Genomic DNA, 25,754 nt, shown 5'->3' with positions numbered 1-25,754 from the left:
CCGATCAACGATTGGACTGCTTGTAGGCAAGTCCGGCGGCGCAGACGGCGAAGGTCAGCGCCCAGAGCAGACTGGTTTCCTGCGGGGCGTTCATCACAAAACGCTGCAGCAGGAACATGAAGGCGGCCGCGAGCGCGGCGTGCATGGCAACGAAGCCCCATTTCTTCACGGCTCCGCTCCCCTCGTTCGCCTGAGACGGAAGACCCATCAGGAGGTCTCCTTCAGCGTGGTGGGCCCGCCCGCCGGCGCGGAGAACTGGCGGCCGTTCTGCGGACCGGGCTTCGGCGGATTGCCGGAGGCAAAGCCGTCGAGCACCTTGCCGAAGGTTTCCTTGGTCAGGTCCTCATAGGTGTCCTTGCCGATCAGCACCATCGGCGCGTTCACGCAGGCGCCCAGGCACTCCACCTCTTCCCAGCTGAAATTGCCGTCCTTGGAGAGATGGAAGGGATCGTGATGGATTCGGCTCTCGCAGACATGGATCAGGTCTTCGGCGCCGCGCAGGCGGCACGGCGTGGTGCCGCAGACCTGGACATGGGCCTTCTTGCCCACGGGAGCGAGCTGGAACATCGTGTAGAAGGTCGCAACCTCGAGCACGCGGATATAGGGCATGTCGAGCATGTCCGCGATGACGCGGATCGCAGCTTCCGACACCCAGCCGTCATGCTGCTCCTGCGCGCGCCAGAGGATGGCGATGACGGCCGAAGCCTGGCGTCCGGCCGGATATTTCGCGATCTGCTGCTTGGCGAATGCGAGGTTCTCCTCCGTGAACGCGAAGCTCGCGGGCTGGACTTCCTTCGGTGCTAATCGGCGAACGGACATATCTTATCTCTCACTGCATGCGGCGCGCGGCCTTGGCATTCAGGGCATCAATCCTGTCCTGCCAGAACGCGCTTGCGGTGCCGAAAACATTGTAGCCGACGTGGGTCGAGACCTTGATGCGATCGAGGATCGACAGCTCGGTCACGGTCTCCATACGGTTGCTGCGCGGATCGAACACGATCAGCTTCAGCGGGGTTTGCTCGAGGATATAGCGCGACACCGCATGGGAGCGGTCGCTGCCGTGCTCCTCGCACATGATGACGCTGTCGGCCTGAAGCAGCCGGGCGCCGCCCTTGATCGCCTCGATCTCGACGCCTTCAACGTCGAGCTTGATCAGGTATTTGCCGGTGCCTGCGACCTTGCCGTCGTCGATCAGATTGTCGAGCGCCAGCACCGGCACTTCCTCGCCGCCATCCGACGGAGCGCCGGCGATGCTGAAGGCCTCATGCTTGGTGCCTGACAGACGCGCGGTGCCGCGGGCAGCGCCGATCGCGCATTTCATGGTCTCGAAGCGGCCACCGTTGACGCGCGCATTGTTGGCAAGCTTCGGATAGTTCTGGCCCGACGGCTCGATCGCGATCGCCTTGTGCGAACCGAACGGCTTGCTCGACACCAGCACCGACCAGTAGCCGTAATTGGCGCCGCAATCGAGCAGCGTGTAGTCGACGTCGATGGAGTCGGCGAACAGCAGCTCCAACTCGTCCTCGTAGCAATAAGAGCGGTTGAGCAGCTTGCTCCAATAGCCGTCGCCGTACGGGAATTCGAACACGGCATCCGGGTTGAGCTTGATCGCGATGTTGCGCTCGGGCAGCGTCTTGCGCAGCAGGTTCGCGCAGGCGATGTAGCCCATATGCGAGAAGTGCGAGGAGATCTTCGATCCCGTCACCAGCGCCAAGGCAGCCGTCCGCTCCCACAGGTTGGCCCCTTCAAGGGCCCCCGAGGCGCGGTCAAACTGGATTGGCGCCTGCGCCATCACCGATCGACCTCTCCGAACACGATGTCGAGCGAGCCGAGAATGGCCGAGACGTCGGCGAGCAGATGGCCACGGCAGATGTGGTCCATCGCCTGGAGGTGGGCAAAGCCCGGCGCGCGGATCTTGCACTTGTAAGGCTTGTTGGTGCCGTCGGAGATCAGATAGACGCCGAACTCGCCCTTGGGCGCTTCGACCGCGGCGTAGACTTCGCCTTCCGGCACGTGAACGCCTTCGGTGTAGAGCTTGAAATGATGGATCAGCGCTTCCATCGAACGCTTCATCTCGCCACGACGGGGCGGTGCAACCTTGTTGTCTTCGACGACGACAGGCCCCTTCCCGTCGGCTGCGTTCAGCTTCTGGATGCACTGCTTCATGATGCGGACGGACTGGCGCATCTCTTCCATGCGGATCAGATAGCGATCGTAGCAGTCGCCGTTCTTGCCGATCGGAATGTCGAAATCCATCTCGGCGTAGCACTCGTAGGGCTGCGACTTGCGCAGGTCCCAGGCGGCGCCCGAGCCGCGCACCATCACGCCCGAGAAGCCCCACTCCCAGGCTTCCTTCAGCGGCACCACGCCGATGTCGACGTTGCGCTGCTTGAAGATGCGGTTCGCGGTGAGCAGCCGATCGAGATCGTCCACGACCTTCAGGAACGGATCGCACCAGGCCTCGATGTCGTCGACCAGCTTCTGAGGCAGGTCTTGATGCACGCCGCCGACGCGGAAGAAGGCTGCGTGCATACGGCTGCCCGAGGCGCGCTCGTAGAACACCATCAGCTTCTCGCGCTCCTCGAAGCCCCACAGCGGCGGGGTCAGCGCGCCGACGTCCATCGCCTGCGTGGTGACGTTAAGAAGATGCGAGAGAATGCGGCCGATCTCGCAATAGAGCACGCGGATCAGCTGGCCGCGGCGCGGCACCTCGATGCCCAGCAGCTTCTCGGCAGCGAGGCAGAAGGCGTGCTCCTGATTCATCGGCGCGACGTAGTCGAGCCGGTCGAAGTAAGGGATCGCCTGCAGATAGGTCTTCTGCTCGATCAGCTTTTCGGTGCCGCGGTGAAGCAGGCCGATATGGGGATCGACGCGGGCGACGACTTCGCCGTCCAGTTCGAGCACAAGACGAAGAACGCCATGCGCCGCCGGATGCTGCGGTCCGAAGTTGATCGTAAAGTTGCGAAGGTTTTCGGGTTGCTCGTTCATGATCAGGCCTTCGGTCCCGCTTTTTCATCGCCGGGAAGAACCGGATAGTCGGCACCTTCCCACGGAGACAAAAAGTCGAACTTGCGGAATTCCTGGTTGAGCCGGACGGGCTCATACACCACGCGCTTCTCCTGGTCGTCGTAGCGGACCTCGAGGAAGCCGGTCAGCGGGAAGTCCTTGCGCAGCGGATGCCCCTCGAAACCGTAATCGGTGAGGATACGGCGCATGTCGGGGTGGCCGACGAAGAACACGCCGTAGAGATCGTAGGCCTCGCGCTCGAACCAGTCGGCGCCGGGGAACACCTCGATCAGCGACGGCACCTGCGTGGTCTCATCGGCCTGGGCCTTGAGGCGGATGCGGGTGTTCAGGGTCGGTGACAGAAAGTGATAGATCACGTCGAAGCGCTTTTCGCGCGACGGATAGTCGGCCGCCGTAATGTCGGTGAAGTTGACGAAACGGCAGTTCGGATCGTCGCGGAGGTACTTGACCACCTCGACGATCTTGCTGGCCTCGACATCAACCGTGAGCTGGTTGAAGGCCACGGAATGACCGATGGCGGCGCCCGGAAGCGCGCTCACGATCGTCTGCCCCAGGGCGTCGAGCTTGGCGTCGTCCATGACGTAAAACCTTAGCGTTCGATGGTGCCGGTGCGGCGGATCTTCTTCTGCAGCAGCAGCACGCCGTAGAGCAGCGCTTCCGCCGTGGGCGGGCAGCCCGGCACGTAGATGTCGATCGGCACGATGCGGTCGCAGCCGCGCACGACCGAGTAGGAATAGTGATAGTAGCCGCCGCCATTGGCGCAGGAGCCCATCGAGATGACATAGCGCGGCTCCGGCATCTGGTCGTAGACCTTGCGCAGCGCTGGCGCCATCTTGTTGGTGAGCGTACCCGCGACGATCATCACGTCGGACTGACGCGGCGAGGCACGCGGGGCGAAGCCGAAGCGCTCGACGTCGTAGCGCGGCATCGATACCTGCATCATCTCGACCGCGCAGCAGGCGAGACCGAAGGTCATCCACATCAAGGAGCCGGTACGCGCCCAAGTGATGAGGTCATCGGTTGCGGCCACGAAGAAGCCCTTGTCGGACAGCTCGTGATTGACCTCGAGGAAGAACGGATCATTGGCCCCGACTGGCTTGCCGGTCGACGGATCCAGGATGCCCTTGGGGGCCGGCGCGATCGCCGGGCCGGCGGACGGCACAGGATTCAATCCCATTCGAGTGCTCCTTTCTTCCATTCATAGGCGAAGCCCACCGTCAGCACGGCGAGGAACACCAGCATGGACCAGAAGCCGGTCGCGCCGAGCTTGCCGAACGCCACCGCCCAGGGAAACAGGAACGCCACCTCGAGATCGAAGATGATGAAGAGGATGGCGACCAGATAGAAGCGGACGTCGAACTTCATGCGGGCGTCGTCGAAGGCGTTGAAACCGCACTCATACGCCGACAGCTTTTCCGGATCCGGCTGCTGGAACGCCACAATGAAGGGCGCGATCAGCAGCACCAGGCCGATGATGGCCGCTACTCCTATGAATACGACGAGTGGAAGATAGTTCTGTAGAATGCCGCTCATTGACGAGCCCTTTTTCCCGCAGCCTCGGGACAGCCACGGATTCGTCCGATTTGGAATTATTCTGAGCCTTAGCGCAGTGCACCAATGGGCGCAAGACACGCTCTTTTCAGGCCCTTTGCTGCTTCCAGACCGGTGGAAATCCCGGAATCACCCCGCGGCTGGTATGGAGCAGATCGCCTGAGGCGACAAGGGCGGCCACGGTTTTGCAGGGCAGCAGCTCTCGGATTGCGGCGTACCGGCCGCGCCGGCTATTTGCCGCGGATCGCCGGCAAAAATGAGCCGGTTTTTTGGCTGCGGCAGCGCCCCCAGACCCAGCCGACGACGGCAACGGGCGCCCCGACTGTCACCCAGGCGACATACTGGCCGCCCCTCTCCCAGAGCAACGCCGCCAAGAGCCCCGTGACGGTCATCGTCGCGAGCAGGCTTGGTGCCGCAAAGACACGTATCCACAGGGGCGCATGATCAGAGGAGCCATGCATCATGACGGGACCTGATGACCGGACCAGATGACCGGACCTGGGCTTGTCTGGCGAATGCGGGCCAGGCGCCCGCCTCCACCGCCTCGCTAGCCAGAGATAGAGGCCACTGCCGATGACGACGATGGTGAGCCCGTCGAGCGCGGCCCAGATCAGCTTGAGCGGCATGCCGCCATAATCGCCGAAATGCAGCGGCTGCGAGACCAGGAGTGCCTGGAGATAGAACGGCAGCGCCCTGGTATCGGCAACTTCCCCGGTTTCGCCGTCGAGCAGCACCGGCTTGAGCAGCCGCGCCGTCAGCGCGGTGTCGCCGCGCATGAAAGCTGCAAAATGGTGCGAGGACGAGAATGGCGTGCCCGGGAATGCGATGAAGGCGACCTCCATTCCGGGCGCCGACTGTCTGGCGCGAACAACCACCTCGTCAAGCGAGACAAGATGCTCCGGCGGCGGCTTGCCGGCATAGGGCGCCACCATGCTGGCGAGCTCGGTCGCCTTCCACTGGTTGAGCATCAGTTCGGCCCAGGTATTGACGACGCCGGTCAGGCCCACCACCAGCGCCCAGGTCACCGTCACCACACCGATCAGATTGTGCCAGTCGAGCCAGCGGACCCGGCGCGAGGCGGTGTCACGAATGGTGGCAAAGCGCAGGCGACGCGTGAACGGCCAGTACAGGACGACGCCGGAGATGATGGCTGCCGCAAACAACAGTCCCATCGCGCCCAGAAACAGCTTACCAGCCTGGCCGGCAAACATGTCGGTATGCAGCTTGAGCACGACCAGCATCGGCCCGACACCGACCGGCCCGAGCAGTCTTGCCGAGACCGCATCGAACGCGCGCACGGTCGCATTGTCTGGTGCCCCGTCAGGCGCGCTGTTGGTGAAGGCCATCACGATCCCGGGCGCGTCCTTGTCCCAGGAAACATATTGCAGGACACAGCCGGGATCGGCGGCGAGCGCGGCGTCGGCGACGGCCTGAGGCGTCGCGCGCGCCGCGCTCGCATGAGCTTCGGGCTGGGGGGCGTAGCCCAGGAGCTCATCGATCTCGTGATGGAAGATCAGCGGCAGGCCGGTCAGACAGAGCAGCAGCAGAAACAATGCCGAGACCAGGCTCGTCCAGGTGTGGACCACGGACCAGACCCGGACCGTGCGCGCCTTCACAAAACTCTCCCCTCGCCGGGCCTGACCATTTGCCTCACCATTTGTAGGAGACGCTGGCGGTGATGCGGCGGCGATCGCCGTAGAAGCAGGACGTCGCCGACGCGCAACTCGCGACATAGATCCTGTCGGTCAGGTTGATGACGTTGAGCGCGGTGCGCCAGTTCTGCCATTCGTAGTGAACGGCGAGATCGCCGAGCGCGACGGCGGGAACTTGAAGCGTGTTGGCGGTGTCGGCCCAGGACGAGCCGACGTAACGAACGCCGCCGCCGAAACCAAATCCCTCCAGCGGCCCGTCATTGAAGGTGTAGTCCGCCCAGCCCGAGATCAGCATCTCAGGCGTATTGGTCGGCGTCTTGCCGATCAGGGATTGATCGAGGTCCTTGCTGGTAAAGAGATGGTAGGCGGTAAACGCACCGATCAGCTTCAGCTCCTTGGTGACGTTGGCGACCGCTTCGAGCTCGATGCCGCGCGAGGTCACCTCGCCGGTCTGGTTCTGCAGCAGGACATTCGCGGGATCGGTGGTCGCCACATTCTGCCGCTTCAGATCGAACAGCGACGCGGTGAAATAGCCGTCAAATCCCTTGGGCGCGACTTTTACGCCGATCTCGGCCTGCCGGCCGGTCTCCGGCAGGAACAGCTTGTTCTGCGCGTTGAGGCCGATGATCGGATTGTAGCTGGTCGCATAGGAGACGTAGGGTGCGATGCCGGTGTCGAAATTATAGATCAGCCCGGCGCGCCCGCTGAATTTGCTGTCGTCGCGCTGGGCAATGCTTGCGCTGGTGTCACGCGCCGCCTGAGACGTCTCCACCCAATCGTTGCGCCCGCTCAGCACCAGCGTGAAGTTGCCCACCTTCATCTGGTCCTGGAGATAGGTGCCGGCCTGCTTCTGCGTGATCAGGAAGTTGCGGAACGGCGAGGTCGGCAGCGGAACCTCGGCGGCCCCATAAGACGGATTGAGGACGTTGATCGATGAGACGCCGAACCCGAAGGCCTGATAGTCGTCGATCTGATAGCCCTTCAGGTCGACCCCGAACAGCGTGGTGTGCTTCACCGCACCGGTGTTGAAACGATATTCGAGCTGGTTGTCGAGATCGGCCTGGTTGGCAGTGTCCTTCGCATACCAATTGTAGCGGCCGAGCGTTGCCGTGCTGATCTCGCTCCAGCCGCTGCCGACGTAGCCGCGATAGGTCAGGTCGACATGGGCGAAGCGCGCATTCTGCCGAAACGTCACATCGTCGGTGAGATTGCGCTCGAACTGATAGCCGAGCATCTCCTGCTCGCGCGTGAACTTGTCGACGGCGGGATCGCCGGCAAAGAAGCTGGTCGGAATCTTGCCGAACGGCGCGTTGGTCACCGTGCCCCGGTAAGGCAGGAAGTTGATGCCGCGGGTGTCCTGCTTGGAGGCCGAGGCCAGCACCGTGAAGGTGGTGTCGGCGTCCGGCTTCCAGGTGAAGGACGGCGCGATGAAGTAATTGTTGTCGGGCGTGAAGTTGACTTGCGTGCCGCCGTTCTGGACCTGGCCGACGAGGCGGTAGAACAGCTTGCCGTCCTGTTGGCCATCCTGGGGCTGCATCGCGACGGGACCGCCGACATCGAAGCCGACATAGGCGTTACCGAAATTGTTGACACCAGTCTCGATGGTGCGGACCGGCTCGATCGGCGGCATCTTGCTGATGACGTTGACGATGCCGCTCGGGCTCGATCCGCCATACAGCACGGCCGACGGACCGCGCAGCACCTCGACCCGTTCCATGTTGAAGGGCTGGAGCTTCCAGCTGGCATAGGACGTGTAGAACAGCTGCATGCCATCGAGGAACAGCCCGATGTCGTCGGACTTGAAGCCGCGGATCAGCCACCAGTCGTTGCGGGTATCGGCGCCGAACGTGCCGGCGCGCACGCCGGCGGTGTAACGCAGGACTTCGTCGAGCTTGTTCGGCTTCTGGTCGCGGATCTGGTCCGCACCGATCACCGACACCGCCTGCGGCGTCTCAATGATCGGCGTGTTGGTCTTGGTGCCGGACGCGCTGCGCCTGGCGACATAGCCCTGCATCGGACCACGCGGATTCTCGACCACGCCGACATTGCGTTGCGGCTGCGGCTTCGGACTGTTGACCGTTTGCACCTGGCTCTGCGCGCGGCGCGACGCGGGCGTAGCAGCGCGGCGGCGCTGTTCCGGTGCAGCCACGTTCACGGGCGGCAGGTTCTGTGCGCCACCCAGTGCCGACGATTGTGCAAGCGATGCCTGCGGCATCAAAACCCAAGCGGACGCGGTCGCCAACACGGCCGACCGCAGCATTCCAAGACTGTCCAACGCGTCACCCCAATGTGCATCTGATGCACCATGCCGCCTGTCCCGGAACGGCATGCGATCGGGTGACGCTTAGGGGAGCGCGCGCGATATCGCTAATGGAAAGGCTCTTAGAAGAACTCTTAGAGCAGCTCTTAGAAGCGCTCAAACACGTCCAAAGATTTCCGCACGATCAGCGCGCGACCTTCTCGGCTTCGAGCATCGCTTCCGCAGTCGCGGTGAGACGATCGATCTGCGCGAGCAGCGTCTCCAGATCATCATGGCTCAGTTGCTCAAGCAGCGTCCGGTTGCGCTCCTGCGCGCCTTCAACGATCGCATCATGCGCTGCGAGCCCGGACTGTGTCAGCGAGATCAGCACCTCGCGACTGTCCTTCGGATTTGCAGATTTCACGATCAGCTTGCGCGACAGCAAATTTGCCAGCGCCCGGCTGATTTGTCCCTTGTCCTGGCCGACTGCCTCGGCGAGCCGCGCTACGCTCATCGGCGGCCGGCGGCCGAGCGAAGCGACCAGGCCGAACTCGACCGAAGACAATCCGGTGAGACGCTTGTAGCGCAGGATGGCACCGCGCTTGAGCAAATTGGCCAGCACCATCAGCCGCGACGACAGCATCGCGGTGATCGGCGCCGGAGAGTGATTGTCGTCCGCATCGGACGATTCGTGCCCGCCCCTGCTCGATGTCTGGCTCATGGTCCACCTCTGCCAAGAAAGCCAGGATGTGCCAAGCCTTGGTAGCGCAACCTCCCCAGCCCGATCGAACGCGACCAAGAGGCTTTCCGGGAAGATCGTTGACATTGTCATCGAACTATTTTTCACTGCGGGCAAGCCATGAAAAAGGCCCCGGCCGTCGCGGCCGGAGCGGGAGGACCGGCATGACCATCACCCAGCGGGATCGCGATCTCGGCACGGCCTATGCGATGAAACCAGCGCACACCCGCACCGAGCTCACTTCAGTGCAACGCGGCACGCCGATGGGCGAGCTGCTCCGCCGCTACTGGCATCCGGTCGGGCTCGTCACCGACGCCACCGACACGCCGAAGAAGGTGCGTGCACTGGGCGAAGATCTGGTGCTGTTCCGTGACAAGCATGGCCGCGCCGGCCTCTTGCACGCGCGCTGCTGCCATCGCGGCACCACGCTCTATTACGGCAAGGTCGAGGAGGACGGCATCCGCTGCTGCTATCACGGCTGGAAGTTCGACACCGAAGGCCATTGCCTGGAGCAGCCTTGCGAGCCCGACGGCGGCCAATTCAAGGACAAGGTGCGCCAGCCCTGGTATCCGGTCGAAGAGCGCTACGGTCTGATCTTCGCCTATATGGGCCCGGCCGAGAAACGCCCGGTGCTGCCGGCTTACGAATGCCTGGAAAAGATGGACGACGGCGAGTTCGTCGAGGCTGACGATTCCTCGATCGGCGGCGGCGGCCCGGCCATCATCCCCTGCAACTGGCTCCAGCATTTCGAGAACGTGGTCGATCCCTACCACGTGCCGGTGCTGCACGGCTCGTTCTCGGGGCCGCAATTCACCAACATGATGGCTTCGATGCCGGAGGTGACGTTCGACAAGACGCCGCGCGGCATCGTCGTGCGCTCGATCCGCAGGCAGGACGACGGCCGTGTGTTTTACCGTGTCACCGAAGCCGCCCTCCCCAGCTTGCGCGTCGTGCCGAACCCGCGCGTGGCGCAATTCGCACGTGTCGAGTCGATCGGCTGGACGCTGCCGATCGATGACACCTCGTTCCGCATCTATGTCGCCAGCCGCGTGAAAAATTCCGGCGACATCGGCCGCATGCGCTCGAAGTTCAACGGCAAGTTCTGGTGGGACATGACGGAAGAAGAGCACCAGCAATTTCCCGGCGATTATGAGGCCCAGGTCGGCCAGGGCGAGGTGACGGTCCATTCCGAGGAGCATTTCGGCCAGAGCGACCGCGGCATCCTGATGATCCGGCGCATGCTCGGCGAGCAGCTGGAAGCGATGGAAGCAGGTCGAGATCCGATCGGCGTGTCGTTCGACGGCAGCGCGCCGCCGGTCGAGTTCGAAGCGGGGAATTACATCCGCGAAGGATGATTTGCCAGCTCCAACGAGGGCTGGGACCGACAACAACAAAGACAAATCGGGGGAAGCGATGGTCGATGTGACGTCACAGATGTCGGTGCAGACGGCCGCCGCGGCGAAGCCCGCAGCGCGGCGCTATTACGTGCTGGGCCTGCTCACCATCATCTACGCGCTGAACTTCCTCGACCGCACGATCTTCAACGTCCTGATCGAGCCGATCAAGAAGGAATTCCAGCTCAGCGACACCACGATGGGGCTGCTGGCTGGTTTCGGTTTCGCACTGTTCTACTCCCTGCTCGGCATTCCCATCGCGCGCGTTGCCGACCGGCTCAACCGCCGCAACATCGTGGCGCTGGCGTTTGCATTCTGGAGCGCGATGACGGCGCTGTGCGGCGCGGCTTCGAGCGTAACCGCGCTGGCCTTTGCCAGGATCGGCGTCGGCATCGGCGAATCCGCCGGCTCTCCGGCCTCGCAATCGATCGTCGCCGACCTCTTTGCCAAGAACGAGCGCCCGCGCGCGCTCGGCATCTACGCCATTGGCACCTATCTCGGCGTCTTCCTCGGCTATTTCGTCGGTGGCTACGTGAACCAGCACCATGGCTGGCGCATGGCCTTCTATGTCGCCGGCGTCCCCGGCATCCTGCTTGCGCTGATTTTGTGGCTGACGGTCTCGGAGCCGAAGCGCGGCGCGATGCAGGAAGATTTCGTGCCCGAGCCGCTCGGCCCGACGCTGAGCTTTCTGGCCTCGCAGCAAAGCTTCGTCATCGTGCTGATCGGCTTCTGCCTGACGACCTACACCAATTACGCCACCGCGGCCTGGATCCCGCCATTCCTGGCGCGCGTGCACCATCTGTCGAGCGCCGAGATCGGCACCTATGCCGGTACGTTCAAGGGGCTCGCCGGCATGGCCGGCACCCTGCTCGGCGGTTTCGTGGTGGCGCAAATCGGCCGCCGCGACGACCGCTGGAAGCTGTGGGCACCGGCGATCACCTCCGGGCTCGCCGGCCCCGTCTTCGCGCTGTGCATGCTGACGCAGGACTTCGCGACGATGATCGCGATGCTGGCACTGACCTCGTTCCTGGTCGGCTTCCATCTCGGGCCCGTCTTCGCGATCGCGCAGACGGTGGCGAAGCCGAGCATGCGGGCGCTCGCCTCTGCGCTGATCGCGCTCACCGCGACCTGCTTCGGCCAGGGCGTCGGCCCGCTCGCGGTGGGAATGGTCAATGACGCCTTGAAGGGCAGCTACGGCGCGGACGCCGTGCGCTATTCCCTGCTTTCGGCGGCGGTCACGACCACGCTCGGCGCCCTGCTGTTCGTCTGGGCGGCGCGGACCATCCGCACCGACATCGTCAGGGCGAGCTAGACGCTCATGAATGCGAGCATGTCCGCCATCAGCCGCTCACCATGCGTCAGCGGCAGCGGATGCGGCGCGCCTTCATAGACGATCAGCTTGCTGTCCTTGATCAGCTTTGCGGTCTTGGCTCCGGTCAATGGCAGCGGCGCACTCGCATCCTTGTCGCCGTGAAGGATCAGCGTCGGGCAATCGACCCTGGCTGCAGACGCGCGCAGATCGGAGAAGGAGATCGTCTTGCGGCACGCCAGCGCAACCGGCAGCGGCACGCTCAGCATCATCTGTCGGATCCAGGTCCGCGTGATCTCCGGTGTCTCCGGCAGGAAGAATGGCGCTTCATTCGCCGCGATCCATTTGGCGAAATCGCGGGCGATGGCTGCGTGGTCGGTCTCGATCATCGCCTTCGGGACCGCATCCGGATTGTCCTCGGTCTTGACCAGGAACGGCGTCGTCGGTGCGACCAGCACCAGCCTTGCGATCCGGTCCGAGCCGTATCGTCCGAGATAGTTCAGCGCCTCGACCGTTCCCATCGAGAAGCCGACCAGCGTGACGTCGCGCAGATCGCGCGCCTCGATGATCGCAGCGACATCATCGGTCAGTGTATCCAGGTCATAGCCCGCGGACGGCATCTCGGACCGGCCATGCCCGCGCCTGTCGGGCGCAAGACAGCGGAAGCCTTTTTCGTTGAGGGCCGCAATGTGGCTGCCCCAGGTGCTGGCATCGAAGGTCCAGGCCGTCAGCAGCACCACAGGCTTCCCGCTGCCCCAGTCCTGCACGAACAGCTTCGTGCCGTCCCTGGCGACGACATAGGGCGATCGGACAACCGGCTGGGCCGCCGCTGGCGCGCCGGCGCCCGATGCTGCCGCCAGGGCGGTGCCGAGTAAGGTGGCTTCGAGGACGGTTCGACGGTTCATGGTGCTTCTCCTCGCCGGATGGTTCGCGGCCGATGGAAGCGATCATGACGAAGCGACTGGGCCTGTGCGATTACGCGGCAGGTAAGGCTGCTCAAGGCGAAACGGCGGAATCGCCAGATGAAACCATTTTGCGGAACCCGCGAAACGATCCGGAAACAGATGCTCCTTAAGACATCAGCCTACAGACGGCGCCAAAGCCCGTCGGGAGGCTTCGATGAACCACTCAATTCACTCTGCTGATCGGGGTACCCACCTGAAGATCGTGGTGGTGGCGCTGGTGGCCGGCATCGCAGTGGCCGCCTTCGGGATCGCAGCCCGCACCAACGCCGATTACAGCCAGACCGCCCAGTCGACCCACGTCATCAAGGCCGGCAAGCCGATGGCGATCACGAGTTCGGAGGCGTCTGAGATTCGCTAATCGCCGAAAAAGGTCCGCTTTGAGATGCAATGACCGCCAACGGGCGGCCTTTTTTGCTTTCCCGACAGGACTGAAGATCACCATACAAGATATTGATAAGACAAATGAATTCGTCATCCGATCGACTGAGGTCGCACGACGCCCGTGGTCTGGTTGGTGATGTTGGCGGCGAAGGGGAGGAAAATGTTGCCAAAAATGGCGCGAGAGACGGGGCTCGAACCCGCGACCTCCGGCGTGACAGGCCGGCGCTCTAACCAACTGAGCTACTCCCGCGTGACGCGATGTCCGCGGAACGAGGGGGGACTTAAAGGCGCGACATTGTGAAGTCAAGGACGTTGGCGCCGACAGCCGGAATAGTCCCGTTTCGCGCCGCCAACGTGCAGGGACCGACCCTTCAAGGTCGCGCGATGTAGTCAGTCCGGTCCCGAATCGTCTACGCCTTCCGTCACTTGCAAGGTTCCCAGGGCCCTCTTCCCGCGACCCCGCAAGCATCGAGGAGGCCAGACATGGCTAAGAAGGATTCGCCTAAGAAGGACTCAGCGAAGAAGGCAGCCGCCCCCGCCACCATCACGCTCAAGCACCTCGCCGCCGATATCGCGGAAAGCCAGGATCTCTCCAAGAAGCATGCCGAAGCGGTCCTGACCGACCTGGTCGACCTCATCACCAAGCATCTCAAGAAGGGCGACCGCGTTCGTATCGTGGGCTTAGGCATCCTCCAGGTCCGCAAGCGCGCCGCCCGCACCGGCCGCAATCCGGCCACGGGCGAAGCGATCCACATCAAGGCCAGCAAGAAGGTCGCGTTCCGCCCGGTCAAGGAGCTGAAAGAGGCGATTTGAGCGCTTACGCTTGGTTAAGCCTGATCCGACGTCCCTGGTGCCGCAACGCCGCCCGCTTTCTGATATACCGGCTGCTTCCCAGCCCCTGCTCTCCAAAGCCCCGGCAGTTTGATCCAACATGTCCCTGACCTTCGCGCATACCGTGACCGAGCGCTTCCTGCGCTACGTCACCATCGACACCCAGTCCGATCCGAATTCCCCGGCCTCGCCATCGACCGAGAAGCAAAAAGATCTCGGCCGCGTTCTCGTGACTGAGCTCAAGGCCATGGGCGTCGCCGACGCCCATCTCGACGATTACGGCTATGTCTACGCGACGATCCCGGCCAACACCGACAAGAAGCTGCCGGTGATCTGTTTCTGCTCGCACATGGACACCTCGCCCGACGTTACCGGCAAGGACGTCAAGCCGCAGGTGGTGAAGAACTATCGCGGCGGCGACATCACGCTGCCGGGTGATCCCAGCCAGGTGATCCGCTTCGCCGAGCATCCCGCGCTGAAGCACCAGATCGGCAACGACATCATCACCACCGACGGCACCACGCTGCTAGGCGCCGACAACAAGGCCGGCGTCGCCGAGATCATGGATGCCGCGCATTTCTTCATCAACAACCCGGATGTGAAGCACGGCACCATCAAGATCCTGTTCACGCCGGACGAGGAGATCGGCCGCGGCGTCGACAATGTCGACATCAAGAAGCTGGGCGCGGATTTCGGCTATACCATGGACGGCGAGACCGCCGGCAGCGTCGAGGACGAGACCTTCTCGGCCGACGGCGCCACCATCATCATTTCAGGCGTCAGCGCCCATCCCGGCTATGCCAAGGGCAAGATGGAGCACGCGATCAAGATCGCGGCTGCCATCGTCGAGCGCCTGCCGAGGGAAGGCTGCTCGCCCGAAACGACCTCGGGCAAGCAGGGTTTCTTGCATCCGGTCGGCATCGAAGGCGCGCTGGAACAGGCGACGCTCTCCTTCATCGTGCGCGACTTCACCGAGGAAGGGCTGAAGGAAAAGGAAGCCCTGCTCGAGAGCATCGTCAAGGATGTGATGAAGGAGTACCCGCGCTCGAGCTACAAGTTCGAGGTGCGGGAGCAGTACCGCAACATGAAGCAGGTGATCGACCGTCACCCGCACATCCTCGAATACGCCATCGAAGCGATCCGCCGCGCGGGCCTCCGCCCGATGCGCACCGCGATCCGCGGCGGCACCGACGGTTCACGCCTGTCCTTCATGGGCCTGCCCTGCCCCAACATTTTTGCCGGTGAGCACGCGTTTCATTCGCGGCTCGAATGGGTCAGCCGGCAGGACATGGAGAAGGCCGTGCAGACCATCGTGCACCTCGCCATGATCTGGGAAGAGAAGGCTTAAAGCCTTCTCCCCTTACGGCACCGGCACGGCGCGCCGGCCACGATGGAAGCGGTTGGAGCTCGCCATCCAGTTCGGTAGCGGCTCGCCATCGCGATGCCGGCCGCCGGCAACGGCGGCAGCCCAGGCCACCGCAGCACCGATCAGGGCCGCAGCTGCAACCGAGAAGGCCACGATCACCGAATTGCGCCTCGCCCGGCTGATCGCCGTATGAGAGTCGGCGATCGACGCGTCGACGCGCCGTTCGGCGTCCGGCGCACCCAGTCCCGTCAGCGCTGAGACCTGCTGCACCAGATAATTGCGATCGTCGATGTTCACGCCGCTATGGCTCGATGACGTCATCAGGATGCGTCCGGCTTCGGCACGGGCTTCCCGCATGTCCGTGTTAACGGGCCGCCGCGGCGCGCGGAACAGCTTGTCGAGCTCGTAGCTGAACAACGGTTCGGCGGAGGTCGCGCTGCCGTTCGCGCTTCGCGTCGGCGAGCGCTCGATCGCCGATGCAGCGATGATTGCCAGCAACGCAGCACCGATCAGCACGGCCAACGCCCATGACGTCAACCCGTGCAGCCCGTCGCGTCGTTCACCGTCATCCTCGATCGTCGCCAGCGTGGGCGCCGGCCGCGCCGTCCGGCCGGCAATGTAGCCGCCAAAACCGAAGCTGACGATCGCCTGAATGATCAGATACAGCCCCGACAACAGCGCCAGCGCCGCCGATGCATCGCGCCAGGTCGGCGAAGCCGAGCTGACACCGAGACCGATCGCCACGCCAAAGCCGACCAGGATGAATGACATTGCGCCGGCGGCGAGAGCGCCGGCGATGACGGAGCTCCATTGGATGCTCCGCCGCTCCTCGGCGGTGACGACGCCGCCTTCCATCAAATTGTCCTGCACCAGAGTTTCGATCGCCATAGCAATTCTCTCAGCGCAGGCCGAAGAACGACAAGATCGCCATGATCACGACGATCAGGCCGATCAGATAGATCAGTCCGTCCATGGTCCCTTCCTCCTCAAACGCTCCGGGGCGCTAATGAGGGGGACCGGAGAACGTTCCTAAATTTTGCAGGGCGCGGGAACGAACCATCGCGCGCTTGATTGTCTCCGCAAGTCCCAACGGATGAAGATTGTGAGCAAAAAAGGCCTCAGCCGGTCAGCCCCGGCTGGGGCCTTTTCGTTTGGGCGCTTGCGACATCGAGTTCCCCACACGTAACAATGTTGCGGGTCGACACTGTTCCGGCCGCCGTGCTACCGCAGGCAGATCAGGAACTGGGTAACCTCGTGATCGCGATCCGCCGCCCCCATCGCTTTTGGTCCGTGCGCAACTGGCGCGGGCTCGTGGCTGTGCTGGCGGCAACTATGTACCTGCTGTCAGGCGTGCTCCATGGCGCGCACGACATCGACGTCACCAGCCCCTCAGGGGGCTCGGAGGTCGCCTTGGTGCTCGACTCTGATGGTCACGGCGATCACAAGGCGCTGGGCGGCCATCACTGCCACGGCTGCTTCTCAGTCGCTGTCGCGCAGCCGCTCCAATCCGAGGGGACAACCGACATCGTTACCGCACCGATCCCGCATCGCGCGCTCGCGCTGATCGGGATCGCGCCCGATACCGACTCCCCGCCCCCAAAACACTGACCTGAACCGATCAGCCGGGCGCCGCGTGCGCCTTTGACGCTATTGTTCACAGGTCACCCTCATGTCTTTCAAATGGACTGCCGCGCGCTTCGCGTGCGCGATGGCTGTTATCGTCAGCCCCTGGCTGACACAGCACGCGCGCGCCCAGACGCTGACGATGCGCGCGGCGCTGTCGCGCGCGCTCGCCGCGAGCCCACGCCTGACGGCGGCGGAACGCGATGTGGGCATCGCCACGGGCCAGCGCATCCAGGCCGGCGCCCAGCTCAATCCGGAACTGTCCTATGAGCAGGACAATTCGTTCGGCTCCGGCGTCTATCGCGGCACCAAATCGGCCGAGACCACGCTTCAGATCAGCCAGGCCTTTGAGCTGTTCGGCAAGCGCGAGGCGCGGATCGCGGCCGGCGCAGCCGGCGTCGAAGTCGCCGCGATCCAGCGCAAGGCGATCAGGCTGGAGGTGCTGTCGGAGACCGCGATCGCCTTCCTCAGCGTGCTGGGCGCGCAGCGGCGCATCCAGATCCTCGACGAGCAGATCGCGGCGATCGACAGGCTGACGCCGCTCCTGCACCGCCGCGTCGAAGCCGGCGCCTCCTCGCCGGCCGAGACCGGCCGCGCCGAGGTCGCCTCGGCGCTGGTGAAAGCCGACCGCGAGCGCTTCAGGGCGACGCTGGCGAGTGCCCGGCGCGAGCTAGCGGTGCTGATGGGCGATCCCGCCGCGAAATTCGGCGAGGTCTCCGGCCGGCCCGACACCACGGGACGGCCGCCGACCTTCCAGTCCGTGGTCGCCGCCATCGATGCCAATCCGCAACTGATGCGCTGGACCGCGGTCTATGCGCAGCGGAACGCCGAGCTGCTAATGGCGCGGCTCAAGCCTTATCCCGACGTGCGGATCGCCGCCGGCTGGCGTCATTTCAACGAGACCAATGACGACGCAATCCGTCTCTCCGTCTCGGTGCCGATTCCGGTGTTCGACCAGAACCAGGGCAACATCCTCTCGGCCCAGGAGAGCCTCGCCAAGACCCGGGCCGAGCGCGAGACCAACCGCAACACGCTGATCGTGGTCGCCGGCCGCGCCTACGACTCCCTGCAGGGTTCGCTGCGCGAGCTCGCGGTGTTGCGCGAGACCGCGATTCCCAAGGCGACCGAAGCGGCCGACGCGATCTCGCAAGGCTACGGCCAGGGGCGCTTCACCCTCCTCGAAGTGCTCGACGCCCAGGCCAGCGTAACGCAAGCGCGGCTGCGCGAGCAGGAGGCATTGCAGAATTTCCATGCCGGCGTTGCCACCATCGAAGGCCTCGTCGGCAATCCCTTCTCGCTGGCCCGGGAGAGCGCCCGATGAAGACATCGTCCACTATCCTGGCCGCCATCCTTGCCGCCGCGCTCGGCGCCTTCGGCTATTCCATGCTTTCGCCGCCCAAGGTCGCGTCAACCGAACATGCCGAAGAGAAGAAGCCGGAGAAACCAAACGACCACGTCGAGCCCGACGAGCACGGCGCCGATCGCATCCGCATCTCCGACGTCAAGCTGGCGGCGGCAGGCGTCGCGCTGGCGGAGGCGGCGAGCGCCACGCTGACCGATACGTTGTCCTTCAACGGCATCTTGCGCGCCAATCAAGAAGCGGTCGTGCAGGTCACCCCGCGCTTTCCGGGTGTGGCAAAATCGATCCAGAAGCGCATCGGCGACAAGGTCGGCAAGGACGATCTGCTCGCTGCAATCGAGAGCAACCAGAGCCTCACTGTCTACGAGCTGAAGGCGCCGATCCCGGGCACCATCATCGAGCGACAGATCTCGCTCGGTGAATATGCCTCCGAGCAGAAGCCGGCCTTCGTCGTCGCCGATCTCTCCACCATCTGGGTCGACCTCTCGATCTACCGGCAGGACCTCAAGCGTGTGCGCCTCAACGACGAGGTGCTGATCGACCCCGACGACGGCCGCGGCGAGATCAAGGGAGCGATCTCCTACATCGCCCCGATCGGCTCGAGCGAGACCCAGACCGCGCTCGCGCGCGTGGTGCTGCCCAATCCGGAAGGGCGGCTGCGGCCTGGCCTGTTCGTCACGGCACGGCTGATCCTTGCCGCGCGCAATGTGGTCGTCGCCGTGCGCAGAAGCGCGATCCAGACGTTGGAGAACAGGACCATCGTGTTCGTCCGCGAGGACAACGACAAGATCGAGGCGCGACCGGTCGAGCTTGGCGATTCCGATCCGAAATTCGTCGAGATCCGCGCCGGTCTTTCTGCCGGCGAACGCTACGTCGCGGAGAACAGCTTCGTCGTGAAGGCCGAGATGGGCAAGGGAGACGCCGATCATGATTGACGCCCTTCTCGCCTTCTCTGTCCGCCAGCGCTGGCTCGTGGTGCTGATCGCGCTCGCGGCCGGTGCTTTCGGTATCTGGAATTTCACCCGCCTGCCGATTGACGCCGTCCCCGACGTCACCAATGTGCAGGTCCAGATCAACACGCGCGCGCCGGGCCTGTCGCCGCTTGAAGCCGAGCAACGCATCACCTTCCCGATCGAAACCGCGATGGGCGGTTTGCCAAAACTCGACTACACCCGCTCGATCTCGCGCTACGGCCTGAGCCAGGTCACGGTCGTTTTCCAGGACGGCACCGACATCTATTTCGCGCGTCAGCTCGTCAACGAGCGCATCCAGCAGGCGAGAGATCAGCTGCCTACGGGCACCGAGGTCGCGATGGGCCCGATCTCGACCGGTCTCGGCGAGATCTATGTCTATTCGGTCGAGGCCAAGACCGGTGCAAAGTCGCCTGCTGGCACCGAGTTCACCCCGACGGAGCTGCGCACCATCCAGGACTGGATCATCAAGCCGCAGCTACGCGCCATTCCCGGCGTCATCGAGGTTAACTCGATCGGCGGCTATGAGCGGCAATTCCACGTGCTGCCGATCCCCGGCCGGCTGATGGCCTACAAACTCGGCTTCCGCGATATCATGACGGCGCTTGCCGCCAACAATGCCAATGTCGGCGCTGGCTATATCGAGCGCAACGGCGAGCAATATCTCGTCCGTGCCCCCGGCCAGGTCGCCGATATCGCCGATATCAGAGACATCGTGATCGGCTCGCGCGGTGGGGTGCCGGTCCGCATCCGCGACGTCGCCGAGGTGAGTGAGGGCCAGGACCTGCGCACCGGCGCGGCGACAGCAAACGGCAGCGAGACGGTGCTCGGCACCGCCATGCTGCTGATCGGCGAGAACAGCCGCACGGTGGCCCAGCGCGTCGCCGCAAGGCTGGGCGAGATCGCGAAATCCCTGCCCGACGGCGTGATCGCGCGCGCGGTCTACGACCGCACCCATCTGGTGGAAGCCACCATCCAGACCGTCGAGAAGAACCTCATTGAGGGCGCAGCGCTGGTGATCGCAGTGCTGTTCCTGATCCTCGGCAACATTCGGGCCGCGCTGATCACGGCCTGCGTCATTCCGCTCTCGATGCTGTTCACGATCACGGGGATGGTCGAGCGCAAGGTGAGCGCCAATCTGATGAGCTTAGGTGCCATCGATTTCGGCATCATCGTCGACGGTGCAGTGATCATCGTCGAGAACTGCCTGCGGCTATTGGCAGCAGAGCAGCATCGACTTGGCCGCCTGCTGACGCTGGACGAACGGCTGCAGACCATCCGCGACGGCAGCAGCGAGGTGATCAAGCCGAGCCTGTTCGGAACGCTGATCATCGCAGTCGTCTATCTGCCGGTCCTGACCCTGACGGGGACCGAGGGCAAGATGTTCACGCCGATGGCACTGACCGTGCTGATGGCGCTCGCCGGCGCGGCGCTGCTGTCGGTCACCTTCGTCCCGGCCGCGGTGGCGATCTTCGTCACCGGCAAGGTTTCGGAGACAGAAAACATCTTCATGCGCGCGGCCAAGCGCGCCTATGTGCCGCTGCTCGACCGTGCCATCCGCTATCGCCGCAGCGTTGCGCTCGGCGCCCTCTTGATCGTGGCCGGCAGCCTGCTTGCCGCAACGCGCATGGGCGGCGAGTTCATCCCGAGCCTCGATGAGGGCGACATCACCATCGAGACGATCCGGATTCCCGGCACCAGTCTGACTCAGAGCGTCGACATGCAGCTTCGGCTGGAGAAGGCGGTCAAACAGGTGCCTGAAGTCGCGACCATCTTCTCCAAGATCGGCACCGCCGAGATCGCCAACGATCCGATGCCACCGAACGCCGCCGACACCTATGTCACGCTGAGGCCGCGCGAGGAATGGCCCGATCCGGCCAAACCGAAGAACGAGGTGATCGAGGAGATCGAACGCGCCGCCAACACCCTGCCCGGCACCGCCTATGGCATGACCCAGCCGATCCAGATGCGCTTCAACGAGCTCATCGCCGGCATCCGCAGCGACGTCGGCGTCAAGATCTTTGGCGATGATCTCGACGTGCTTGCCAATGTTGCGCAACAGGTCAACGGCGTCGTCCGCGGCATCGAGGGCGCCGCCGACGTCAAGACCGAGCAGGTCGCGGGCCTGCCGATCCTCACCGTCAAGCTCGACCGCCAGGCGCTGTCGCGCTACGGCCTCAGCCTCAGCGAGGCGCAAAACCTCGTCGAGATCGCGATCGGCGGCAAGCCGGCCGGAAAACTGTTCGAGGGCGACCGCCGCTTCGATATCGTGGTACGCCTACCCGAGAGCCTGCGCGCCGACCCTGACGCGATCAGAGCGCTGCCGATTCCGTTGCCGCCGGCCGCGGATGCCACCACTGTGACCAAGACCGCCTGGTCCGGCCCATCGGGCGCTGCGCTCCGCTATGTTCCGCTGTCCTCGGTCGCCGCGATCGAGATCGCGCCCGGCCCCAACCAGATCAGCCGCGAGAACGGCAAGCGCCGCGTGGTGGTGATGGCCAATGTCCGTGCCCGCGACCTGCGGTCCTTTGTGGCGGAGGCACAAGCCGCCGTCGCCGAAAAAGTGAAACTGCCGCCCGGCTACTGGATCGGCTGGGGCGGCCAGTTCGAGCAGTTGGTCTCCGCCAGCAAACGGCTCACGATCGTGGTGCCGGTCGCGCTCTCGCTGGTGTTCCTGCTGCTGTTCATGAGCATGGGTTCAGTGGCGGATGCCGCGCTGGTGTTCTCCGGCGTGCCGCTAGCGCTGACCGGCGGTGTCGCCGCGCTCTTGCTCCGCGGCATCCCACTGTCGATCAGCGCCGGGGTTGGCTTTATCGCGCTATCGGGCGTCGCCGTGCTCAACGGCCTCGTCATCATCGCCTTCATTGAGCGGCTGCGCAGCGAGGGACGGCCCCTTGCCGACGCTGTGCGCGAGGGAGCGCTGACACGGCTGCGGCCGGTGCTGATGACGGCGCTGGTCGCCTCGCTCGGCTTCGTGCCGATGGCGCTTGCCACTGGCGCCGGCGCCGAAGTGCAGCGACCGCTCGCGACCGTCGTGATCGGCGGCATCATCTCCTCGACGGTGCTGACGCTTTTGGTGCTGCCAGCGCTCTACGTGCTGTTCCGGCGTGACGGGGCGAGCGAAACGCCTACAATGGCGCCTGATTTGGCTGAAGCCGGAGAGCACTAGGTTGAGCAGTCACAGCCATCACGGTCATCACCACCATGACTATAGCCATGGCCACGCGCATGGCCATGGTCACGATCACGACCATTCGCACGGTCATGGTCACGCACATGTCCACGCGCCCGCCAATTTCGGCAAGGCGTTCGCGATCGGCATCGCGCTCAACACCGCTCTGGTCGTGGCCGAGGCGGTCTATGGCTATCTCGGCAATTCCACCGCCCTGCTCGCGGATGCCGGCCACAATCTGTCCGACGTGCTCGGCCTGGTCGTCGCCTGGGGCGCCTCGATCGCGGCGCAGCGCGCCCCGAGCGGCCGCTTCACCTATGGCTTTCGTGCCTCCACCATTCTGGCGGCGCTGGCGAATGCGGTGTTCCTGCTGGTCGCCACCGGCGCGATCGGCTGGGAGGCGATCCTGCGTCTGCGCGAGCCGGAGCCCGTCGCGGGCGTGACCGTGATGGTGGTCGCCGGCATCGGCATCCTCGTCAACGGCTTCACCGCACTGCTGTTCGCCAGCGGGCGCAAGGACGACATCAATATCGAGGGCGCCTATCTGCACATGGCCGGCGACGCCGCGGTCTCGCTCGGCGTCGTCGTCTCGGCGGCGCTGATCACCTGGACCGGCTGGCTCTGGCTCGATCCCGTCACCAGCCTCGTCATCTGCGGCACCATCCTCTGGAGCACGACCAGCCTGCTCCGCGGCTCCATCGACATGTCGATGGCGGCCGCCCCCAGGGGGACCGACCTCGCCGCGATCAGAGCGTTCCTGCTGGCACGCCCGGGCGTCTCGGCGATTCACGATCTCCATGTCTGGCCGATCTCGACCACCGAGACCGCACTGACCTGTCATCTGGTGATGCCATCAGGCACCGCTGACGCATTCTTGATGGAGACCGCGCAGATGCTGAAGACGACCTTCCGCATCGGCCACACCACGCTCCAGATCGAGACGCATCCGGACAATGGCTGCGCGCTGGCGCCGGATGATGTGGTGTGAGGGAGCACGGACCCGTCTACGTCGTCATTGCGAGCGAAGCGAAGCAATCCAGAATCCCTCTGCGGAAATAGTCTGGATTGCTTCGTCGCTTCGCTCCTCGCAATGACGGGTACGGATAGAGCGCTCTCTACCCCGCCTTCGCCGTCACGATCCAGATCGCTCCTTGCAGCGCCACCGACTGTCCCTCCGCGAACGGCGCGAGCGTCTCGCGGATCGATGCCTTGGCCGCAGCGTATGTCTCCGGCGGATGGCCCTGGAGCGCGCGGCTGGCGGGGCCGATCTGGAGCGAGCCGTCGACGGCAGCATCGAGCCCGCCGCCAATGGCGATGTCCATCGGCAGATTATGCGGCTCCATCGCGACGTCGATGAATCCCGCGCCCTTGAGGATACGCGTGACTCGTTCTTCCGAGGCGAACGCAAACGGGCCCGGCTCCTCCGGCCCGACCGGCGGCATCTTCGGCACGTGTTTGTAGACCGCCATCAGCGGCGCCATCATCCACGGATTTTCCTTCGGCTCGCGCCAGCAGACGAAAGCGAGCCGCCCCGTCGGCTTCAGCGCACGGCGAAGATTGGTGAAGGACGCAATCGGATCGGCAAAGAACATCACGCCGAAGCGGGAGGCGAGCAGATCGAAACTGGCCGGCTCAAACGGGTAAACGGTCGCATCCGCCAGCACGAAATCCAGCGGCAGCCCCTTCGGCGTCGACGCGCGCGCCTGCGACAGCATCGGCTCGGAGACATCGAGGCCGAGCGCAAAGCCGTCGGGCGCGACAGCTTTCGCGAATGCAAAGGTCGTCGCGCCCGACCCGCAGCCGACGTCGAGAACGCGCTCGCCTGGCTTCGGCCTGGCACGGTCGATCAGCACGTCGGCAATGGGTCCGAGCAGGCTTTCCTGCGCGCTGTGGCGATCGGCCCAGCGCTGACCGCTCGGTCCGTTCCAGTAGGCGATCTGGTCGGCGTTTTGCTCGTGACCGGTGGGCTGTTGCATCGAGACCTCACTCGCGCGGTATTTGGCGACGAGACGGCCATATCACGAAGCGAAGTTCGAGCCCATTCAAATCCAATGAACGGCCGCATGATCTTCGCACGGTTTCGAACTTGAGGTTCGACCGAATTGACACAACCAGAATGAGCCGCCTAAAGTTGCAGCGTGGCAGAAATCCTCCTGAAATCCGAAAGATCAACCGGTATCGACTGCCTGCGGGCCATCGCAGTCATCTGGGTGCTGCTTTATCATTTTGTGCCGCTGCCGATATTCAACCGCGGCACGTTCGGGGTCCTGCTGTTCTTCATCATCAGCGGCTATTGCATCGCGATCAGCGCCGACTCCTCGCATTCGGCGTGGCACTTCTACGCCAAACGACTCGGCCGCCTGCTGCCCGCGCTGATCGTCTGCGGCTTCCTGACAACGTTGTTCAAGGCACTCGCACCCGAACTCGTCGAGGCCGGCCGCGATCTGAAATGGGTCCACTACGCTTACACGGTCATCGCCCTTCCGACCCTCAATTCTATATCTTCTGCTTCCTAATGATGGCGCTCGGGCTGAGGCGACGTCTGCTGGCGCTGATCTGCGCGGTGACGATATTCCGAACCCTGACCACCAGCACCGACTATTACACCTCGAACGATTTCTTCCCGTTCTTCATCGCCGGCATGAGCATCGCCGCGCTGACGAGGGGACGTACAAGGGAAGCTCTTGCCGGGATCGTCGTTGCAATCGCAGTCGACCTCTACCACCTGAAGTTCCATTTCAGGCAACCGTCGGTCCCAATCGAAACGTACCGCTCGCTGCTGCTATGGGTCGGTACGGCCGTCGTCTATCTTGCCGCGCGATATGACCATCTCCTACCGCGACCGTTTCGCGCTTTGGCGTTCATCGGTGTAATCAGTTACCCGCTGTACCTAATTCACCAGGACGTTGGACTCATGATCTTGCGCTGGGGCCATATCGGCCAGGGCGCGCCGGCGGATTGGCTCATTCGGGCCTTCCTTGTGCCGGCCTTCCTCATCACCATCGCCTGGCTCGTCTATGTCCTCGTCGAAAAACCTGCGATCAAGCCGCTCACGGCCTTCCTGGCAGACCCGCTCGGCAAATGGCCAACACTGTCGAGCGAACTGCTCTTCAGATCTCGCAAGGCATAGCCGTCAACTGTGCTTGCAGATCTGTCTGCCAAGTCAGGCCGGCT

Annotated in this window: 26 protein-coding genes and 1 tRNA gene; 13 read left to right on the top strand and 14 right to left on the bottom strand. The window is 64.0% G+C overall.

Annotation, left to right across the window (positions count from 1 at the left end; all coding sequences use genetic code 11):
- Positions 1-4 precede the first annotated feature (4 nt).
- The 10 genes from XH89_RS17880 to XH89_RS17835 all read right to left on the bottom strand — a co-directional run bounded on the left by XH89_RS17880 (position 5) and on the right by XH89_RS17835 (position 9,190).
- Positions 5-208 (bottom strand): hypothetical protein, encoded by a 204-nt coding sequence (locus tag XH89_RS17880; RefSeq protein WP_194468244.1) that lies wholly within the window; start codon positions 206-208, stop codon positions 5-7.
- Positions 208-819 carry an NADH-quinone oxidoreductase subunit NuoE gene (nuoE, locus tag XH89_RS17875; protein ID WP_194468243.1) on the bottom strand — a complete coding sequence of 204 codons (612 nt, stop codon included), beginning with the start codon at positions 817-819 and terminating at the stop codon, positions 208-210. The genes XH89_RS17880 and nuoE overlap by 1 nt, the downstream gene beginning before the upstream one ends.
- A 10-nt stretch (positions 820-829) precedes the next feature.
- Positions 830-1,792 carry an FkbM family methyltransferase gene (locus tag XH89_RS17870; RefSeq protein ID WP_194468242.1) on the bottom strand — a complete coding sequence of 321 codons (963 nt, stop codon included), beginning with the start codon at positions 1,790-1,792 and terminating at the stop codon, positions 830-832.
- Positions 1,792-2,988 carry an NADH-quinone oxidoreductase subunit D gene (locus XH89_RS17865; RefSeq protein WP_194468241.1) on the bottom strand — a complete coding sequence of 399 codons (1,197 nt, stop codon included), beginning with the start codon at positions 2,986-2,988 and terminating at the stop codon, positions 1,792-1,794. Before XH89_RS17865 ends, XH89_RS17870 begins: the two co-directional genes overlap by 1 nt.
- 2 nt (positions 2,989-2,990) lie before the next feature.
- The gene (locus XH89_RS17860) at positions 2,991-3,605 is read right to left on the bottom strand and encodes an NADH-quinone oxidoreductase subunit C (protein ID WP_194468240.1); all 615 of its coding nucleotides are present in this window, start codon (positions 3,603-3,605) and stop codon (positions 2,991-2,993) included.
- A gap of 11 nt (positions 3,606-3,616) precedes the next feature.
- Positions 3,617-4,198 carry an NADH-quinone oxidoreductase subunit B family protein gene (locus tag XH89_RS17855; protein ID WP_194468525.1) on the bottom strand — a complete coding sequence of 194 codons (582 nt, stop codon included), beginning with the start codon at positions 4,196-4,198 and terminating at the stop codon, positions 3,617-3,619.
- Complete coding sequence (locus tag XH89_RS17850) at positions 4,195-4,560, bottom strand: NADH-quinone oxidoreductase subunit A (RefSeq protein WP_092290902.1); 366 nt, start codon at positions 4,558-4,560, stop codon at positions 4,195-4,197. The genes XH89_RS17855 and XH89_RS17850 overlap by 4 nt, the downstream gene beginning before the upstream one ends.
- A gap of 248 nt (positions 4,561-4,808) precedes the next feature.
- Positions 4,809-6,194: a PepSY domain-containing protein gene (locus tag XH89_RS17845; protein ID WP_246767861.1), complete on the bottom strand. Its 1,386-nt coding sequence runs from the start codon at positions 6,192-6,194 to the stop codon at positions 4,809-4,811.
- Between the two features lie 34 nt (positions 6,195-6,228).
- Positions 6,229-8,490, bottom strand: a complete 2,262-nt coding sequence (locus tag XH89_RS17840) for a TonB-dependent siderophore receptor (RefSeq protein WP_194468239.1) — start codon at positions 8,488-8,490, stop codon at positions 6,229-6,231.
- A 184-nt stretch (positions 8,491-8,674) separates the two neighbouring features.
- Positions 8,675-9,190 (bottom strand): MarR family winged helix-turn-helix transcriptional regulator, encoded by a 516-nt coding sequence (locus XH89_RS17835; RefSeq protein WP_194468238.1) that lies wholly within the window; start codon positions 9,188-9,190, stop codon positions 8,675-8,677.
- A 182-nt stretch (positions 9,191-9,372) separates the two neighbouring features.
- Between XH89_RS17835 and XH89_RS17830 the strand changes: the two genes are divergently transcribed.
- Both XH89_RS17830 and XH89_RS17825 read left to right on the top strand, forming a co-directional pair.
- Entirely contained in the window at positions 9,373-10,563 is a 1,191-nt protein-coding gene (locus tag XH89_RS17830) for an aromatic ring-hydroxylating dioxygenase subunit alpha (protein ID WP_194468237.1), read from the top strand.
- Between the two features lie 58 nt (positions 10,564-10,621).
- Complete coding sequence (locus XH89_RS17825) at positions 10,622-11,914, top strand: MFS transporter (protein WP_194468236.1); 1,293 nt, start codon at positions 10,622-10,624, stop codon at positions 11,912-11,914.
- On the opposite strand, the gene XH89_RS17820 is transcribed toward XH89_RS17825, so the two are convergent.
- Positions 11,911-12,816, bottom strand: coding sequence for an alpha/beta fold hydrolase (locus XH89_RS17820; protein WP_194468235.1), 906 nt, complete (start codon positions 12,814-12,816; stop codon positions 11,911-11,913). The genes XH89_RS17825 and XH89_RS17820 overlap by 4 nt on opposite strands.
- 44 nt (positions 12,817-12,860) lie before the next feature.
- On the opposite strand from XH89_RS17820, the gene XH89_RS41845 reads away from it, so the two are divergent.
- Both XH89_RS41845 and XH89_RS17815 read left to right on the top strand, forming a co-directional pair.
- A complete protein-coding gene (locus XH89_RS41845; RefSeq protein ID WP_256440160.1) occupies positions 12,861-12,986 on the top strand; it encodes a hypothetical protein in 126 nt (41 codons plus the stop codon).
- 44 nt (positions 12,987-13,030) lie between these two features.
- On the top strand, positions 13,031-13,234 hold the full coding sequence (locus XH89_RS17815; RefSeq protein WP_194468234.1) for a hypothetical protein: 204 nt from the start codon (positions 13,031-13,033) through the stop codon (positions 13,232-13,234).
- A 196-nt stretch (positions 13,235-13,430) separates the two neighbouring features.
- Here the strand turns inward: XH89_RS17815 and XH89_RS17810 are convergent.
- Positions 13,431-13,507: transfer RNA gene (locus XH89_RS17810), tRNA-Asp, on the bottom strand.
- Positions 13,508-13,740: 233 nt separating this feature from the next.
- Here XH89_RS17810 and XH89_RS17805 point away from each other — a divergent pair.
- Together XH89_RS17805 and pepT are read left to right on the top strand one after the other, a co-directional pair.
- Entirely contained in the window at positions 13,741-14,070 is a 330-nt protein-coding gene (locus XH89_RS17805; RefSeq protein WP_194468233.1) for an HU family DNA-binding protein, read from the top strand.
- A 118-nt stretch (positions 14,071-14,188) separates the two neighbouring features.
- Positions 14,189-15,436, top strand: coding sequence for a peptidase T (pepT, locus tag XH89_RS17800; RefSeq protein WP_194468232.1), 1,248 nt, complete (start codon positions 14,189-14,191; stop codon positions 15,434-15,436).
- Positions 15,437-15,448: 12 nt separating this feature from the next.
- On the opposite strand, the gene XH89_RS17795 is transcribed toward pepT, so the two are convergent.
- Complete coding sequence (locus XH89_RS17795) at positions 15,449-16,342, bottom strand: hypothetical protein (RefSeq protein ID WP_194468231.1); 894 nt, start codon at positions 16,340-16,342, stop codon at positions 15,449-15,451.
- Positions 16,343-16,708: 366 nt separating this feature from the next.
- On the opposite strand from XH89_RS17795, the gene XH89_RS17790 reads away from it, so the two are divergent.
- The 5 genes from XH89_RS17790 (at position 16,709) to XH89_RS17770 (ending at position 23,568) form a co-directional block, all read left to right on the top strand.
- Positions 16,709-17,062 (top strand): hypothetical protein, encoded by a 354-nt coding sequence (locus XH89_RS17790; RefSeq protein WP_194468524.1) that lies wholly within the window; start codon positions 16,709-16,711, stop codon positions 17,060-17,062.
- Between the two features lie 61 nt (positions 17,063-17,123).
- Positions 17,124-18,398: a divalent metal ion exporter subunit IhpA gene (ihpA, locus tag XH89_RS17785; RefSeq protein WP_194468230.1), complete on the top strand. Its 1,275-nt coding sequence runs from the start codon at positions 17,124-17,126 to the stop codon at positions 18,396-18,398.
- Positions 18,395-19,372: a divalent metal ion exporter adaptor subunit IhpB gene (gene ihpB / locus XH89_RS17780; protein ID WP_194468229.1), complete on the top strand. Its 978-nt coding sequence runs from the start codon at positions 18,395-18,397 to the stop codon at positions 19,370-19,372. The genes ihpA and ihpB overlap by 4 nt, the downstream gene beginning before the upstream one ends.
- Positions 19,365-22,577 carry an efflux RND transporter permease subunit gene (locus tag XH89_RS17775; RefSeq protein WP_194468228.1) on the top strand — a complete coding sequence of 1,071 codons (3,213 nt, stop codon included), beginning with the start codon at positions 19,365-19,367 and terminating at the stop codon, positions 22,575-22,577. The genes ihpB and XH89_RS17775 overlap by 8 nt, the downstream gene beginning before the upstream one ends.
- Position 22,578: 1 nt before the next feature.
- Positions 22,579-23,568 (top strand): cation diffusion facilitator family transporter, encoded by a 990-nt coding sequence (locus XH89_RS17770; protein ID WP_194468227.1) that lies wholly within the window; start codon positions 22,579-22,581, stop codon positions 23,566-23,568.
- 127 nt (positions 23,569-23,695) lie between these two features.
- Here XH89_RS17770 and XH89_RS17765 read toward each other — a convergent pair whose 3' ends face one another.
- Positions 23,696-24,556, bottom strand: coding sequence for a class I SAM-dependent methyltransferase (locus XH89_RS17765; RefSeq protein ID WP_194468226.1), 861 nt, complete (start codon positions 24,554-24,556; stop codon positions 23,696-23,698).
- 162 nt (positions 24,557-24,718) lie between these two features.
- Here XH89_RS17765 and XH89_RS17760 point away from each other — a divergent pair, with 162 nt between their 5' ends.
- Entirely contained in the window at positions 24,719-25,096 is a 378-nt protein-coding gene (locus tag XH89_RS17760) for an acyltransferase (RefSeq protein WP_194468225.1), read from the top strand.
- Between the two features lie 2 nt (positions 25,097-25,098).
- A complete protein-coding gene (locus XH89_RS17755) occupies positions 25,099-25,710 on the top strand; it encodes an acyltransferase (protein ID WP_194468224.1) in 612 nt (203 codons plus the stop codon).
- Positions 25,711-25,754 lie beyond the last annotated feature (44 nt).

The organism is Bradyrhizobium sp. CCBAU 53340 (assembly GCF_015291645.1).
In the GTDB taxonomy this organism is placed as follows: domain Bacteria; phylum Pseudomonadota; class Alphaproteobacteria; order Rhizobiales; family Xanthobacteraceae; genus Bradyrhizobium.
The sequence above is the reverse complement of the archived record's forward strand: the minus strand, read 5'-3'. Positions and strand labels throughout refer to the sequence as shown.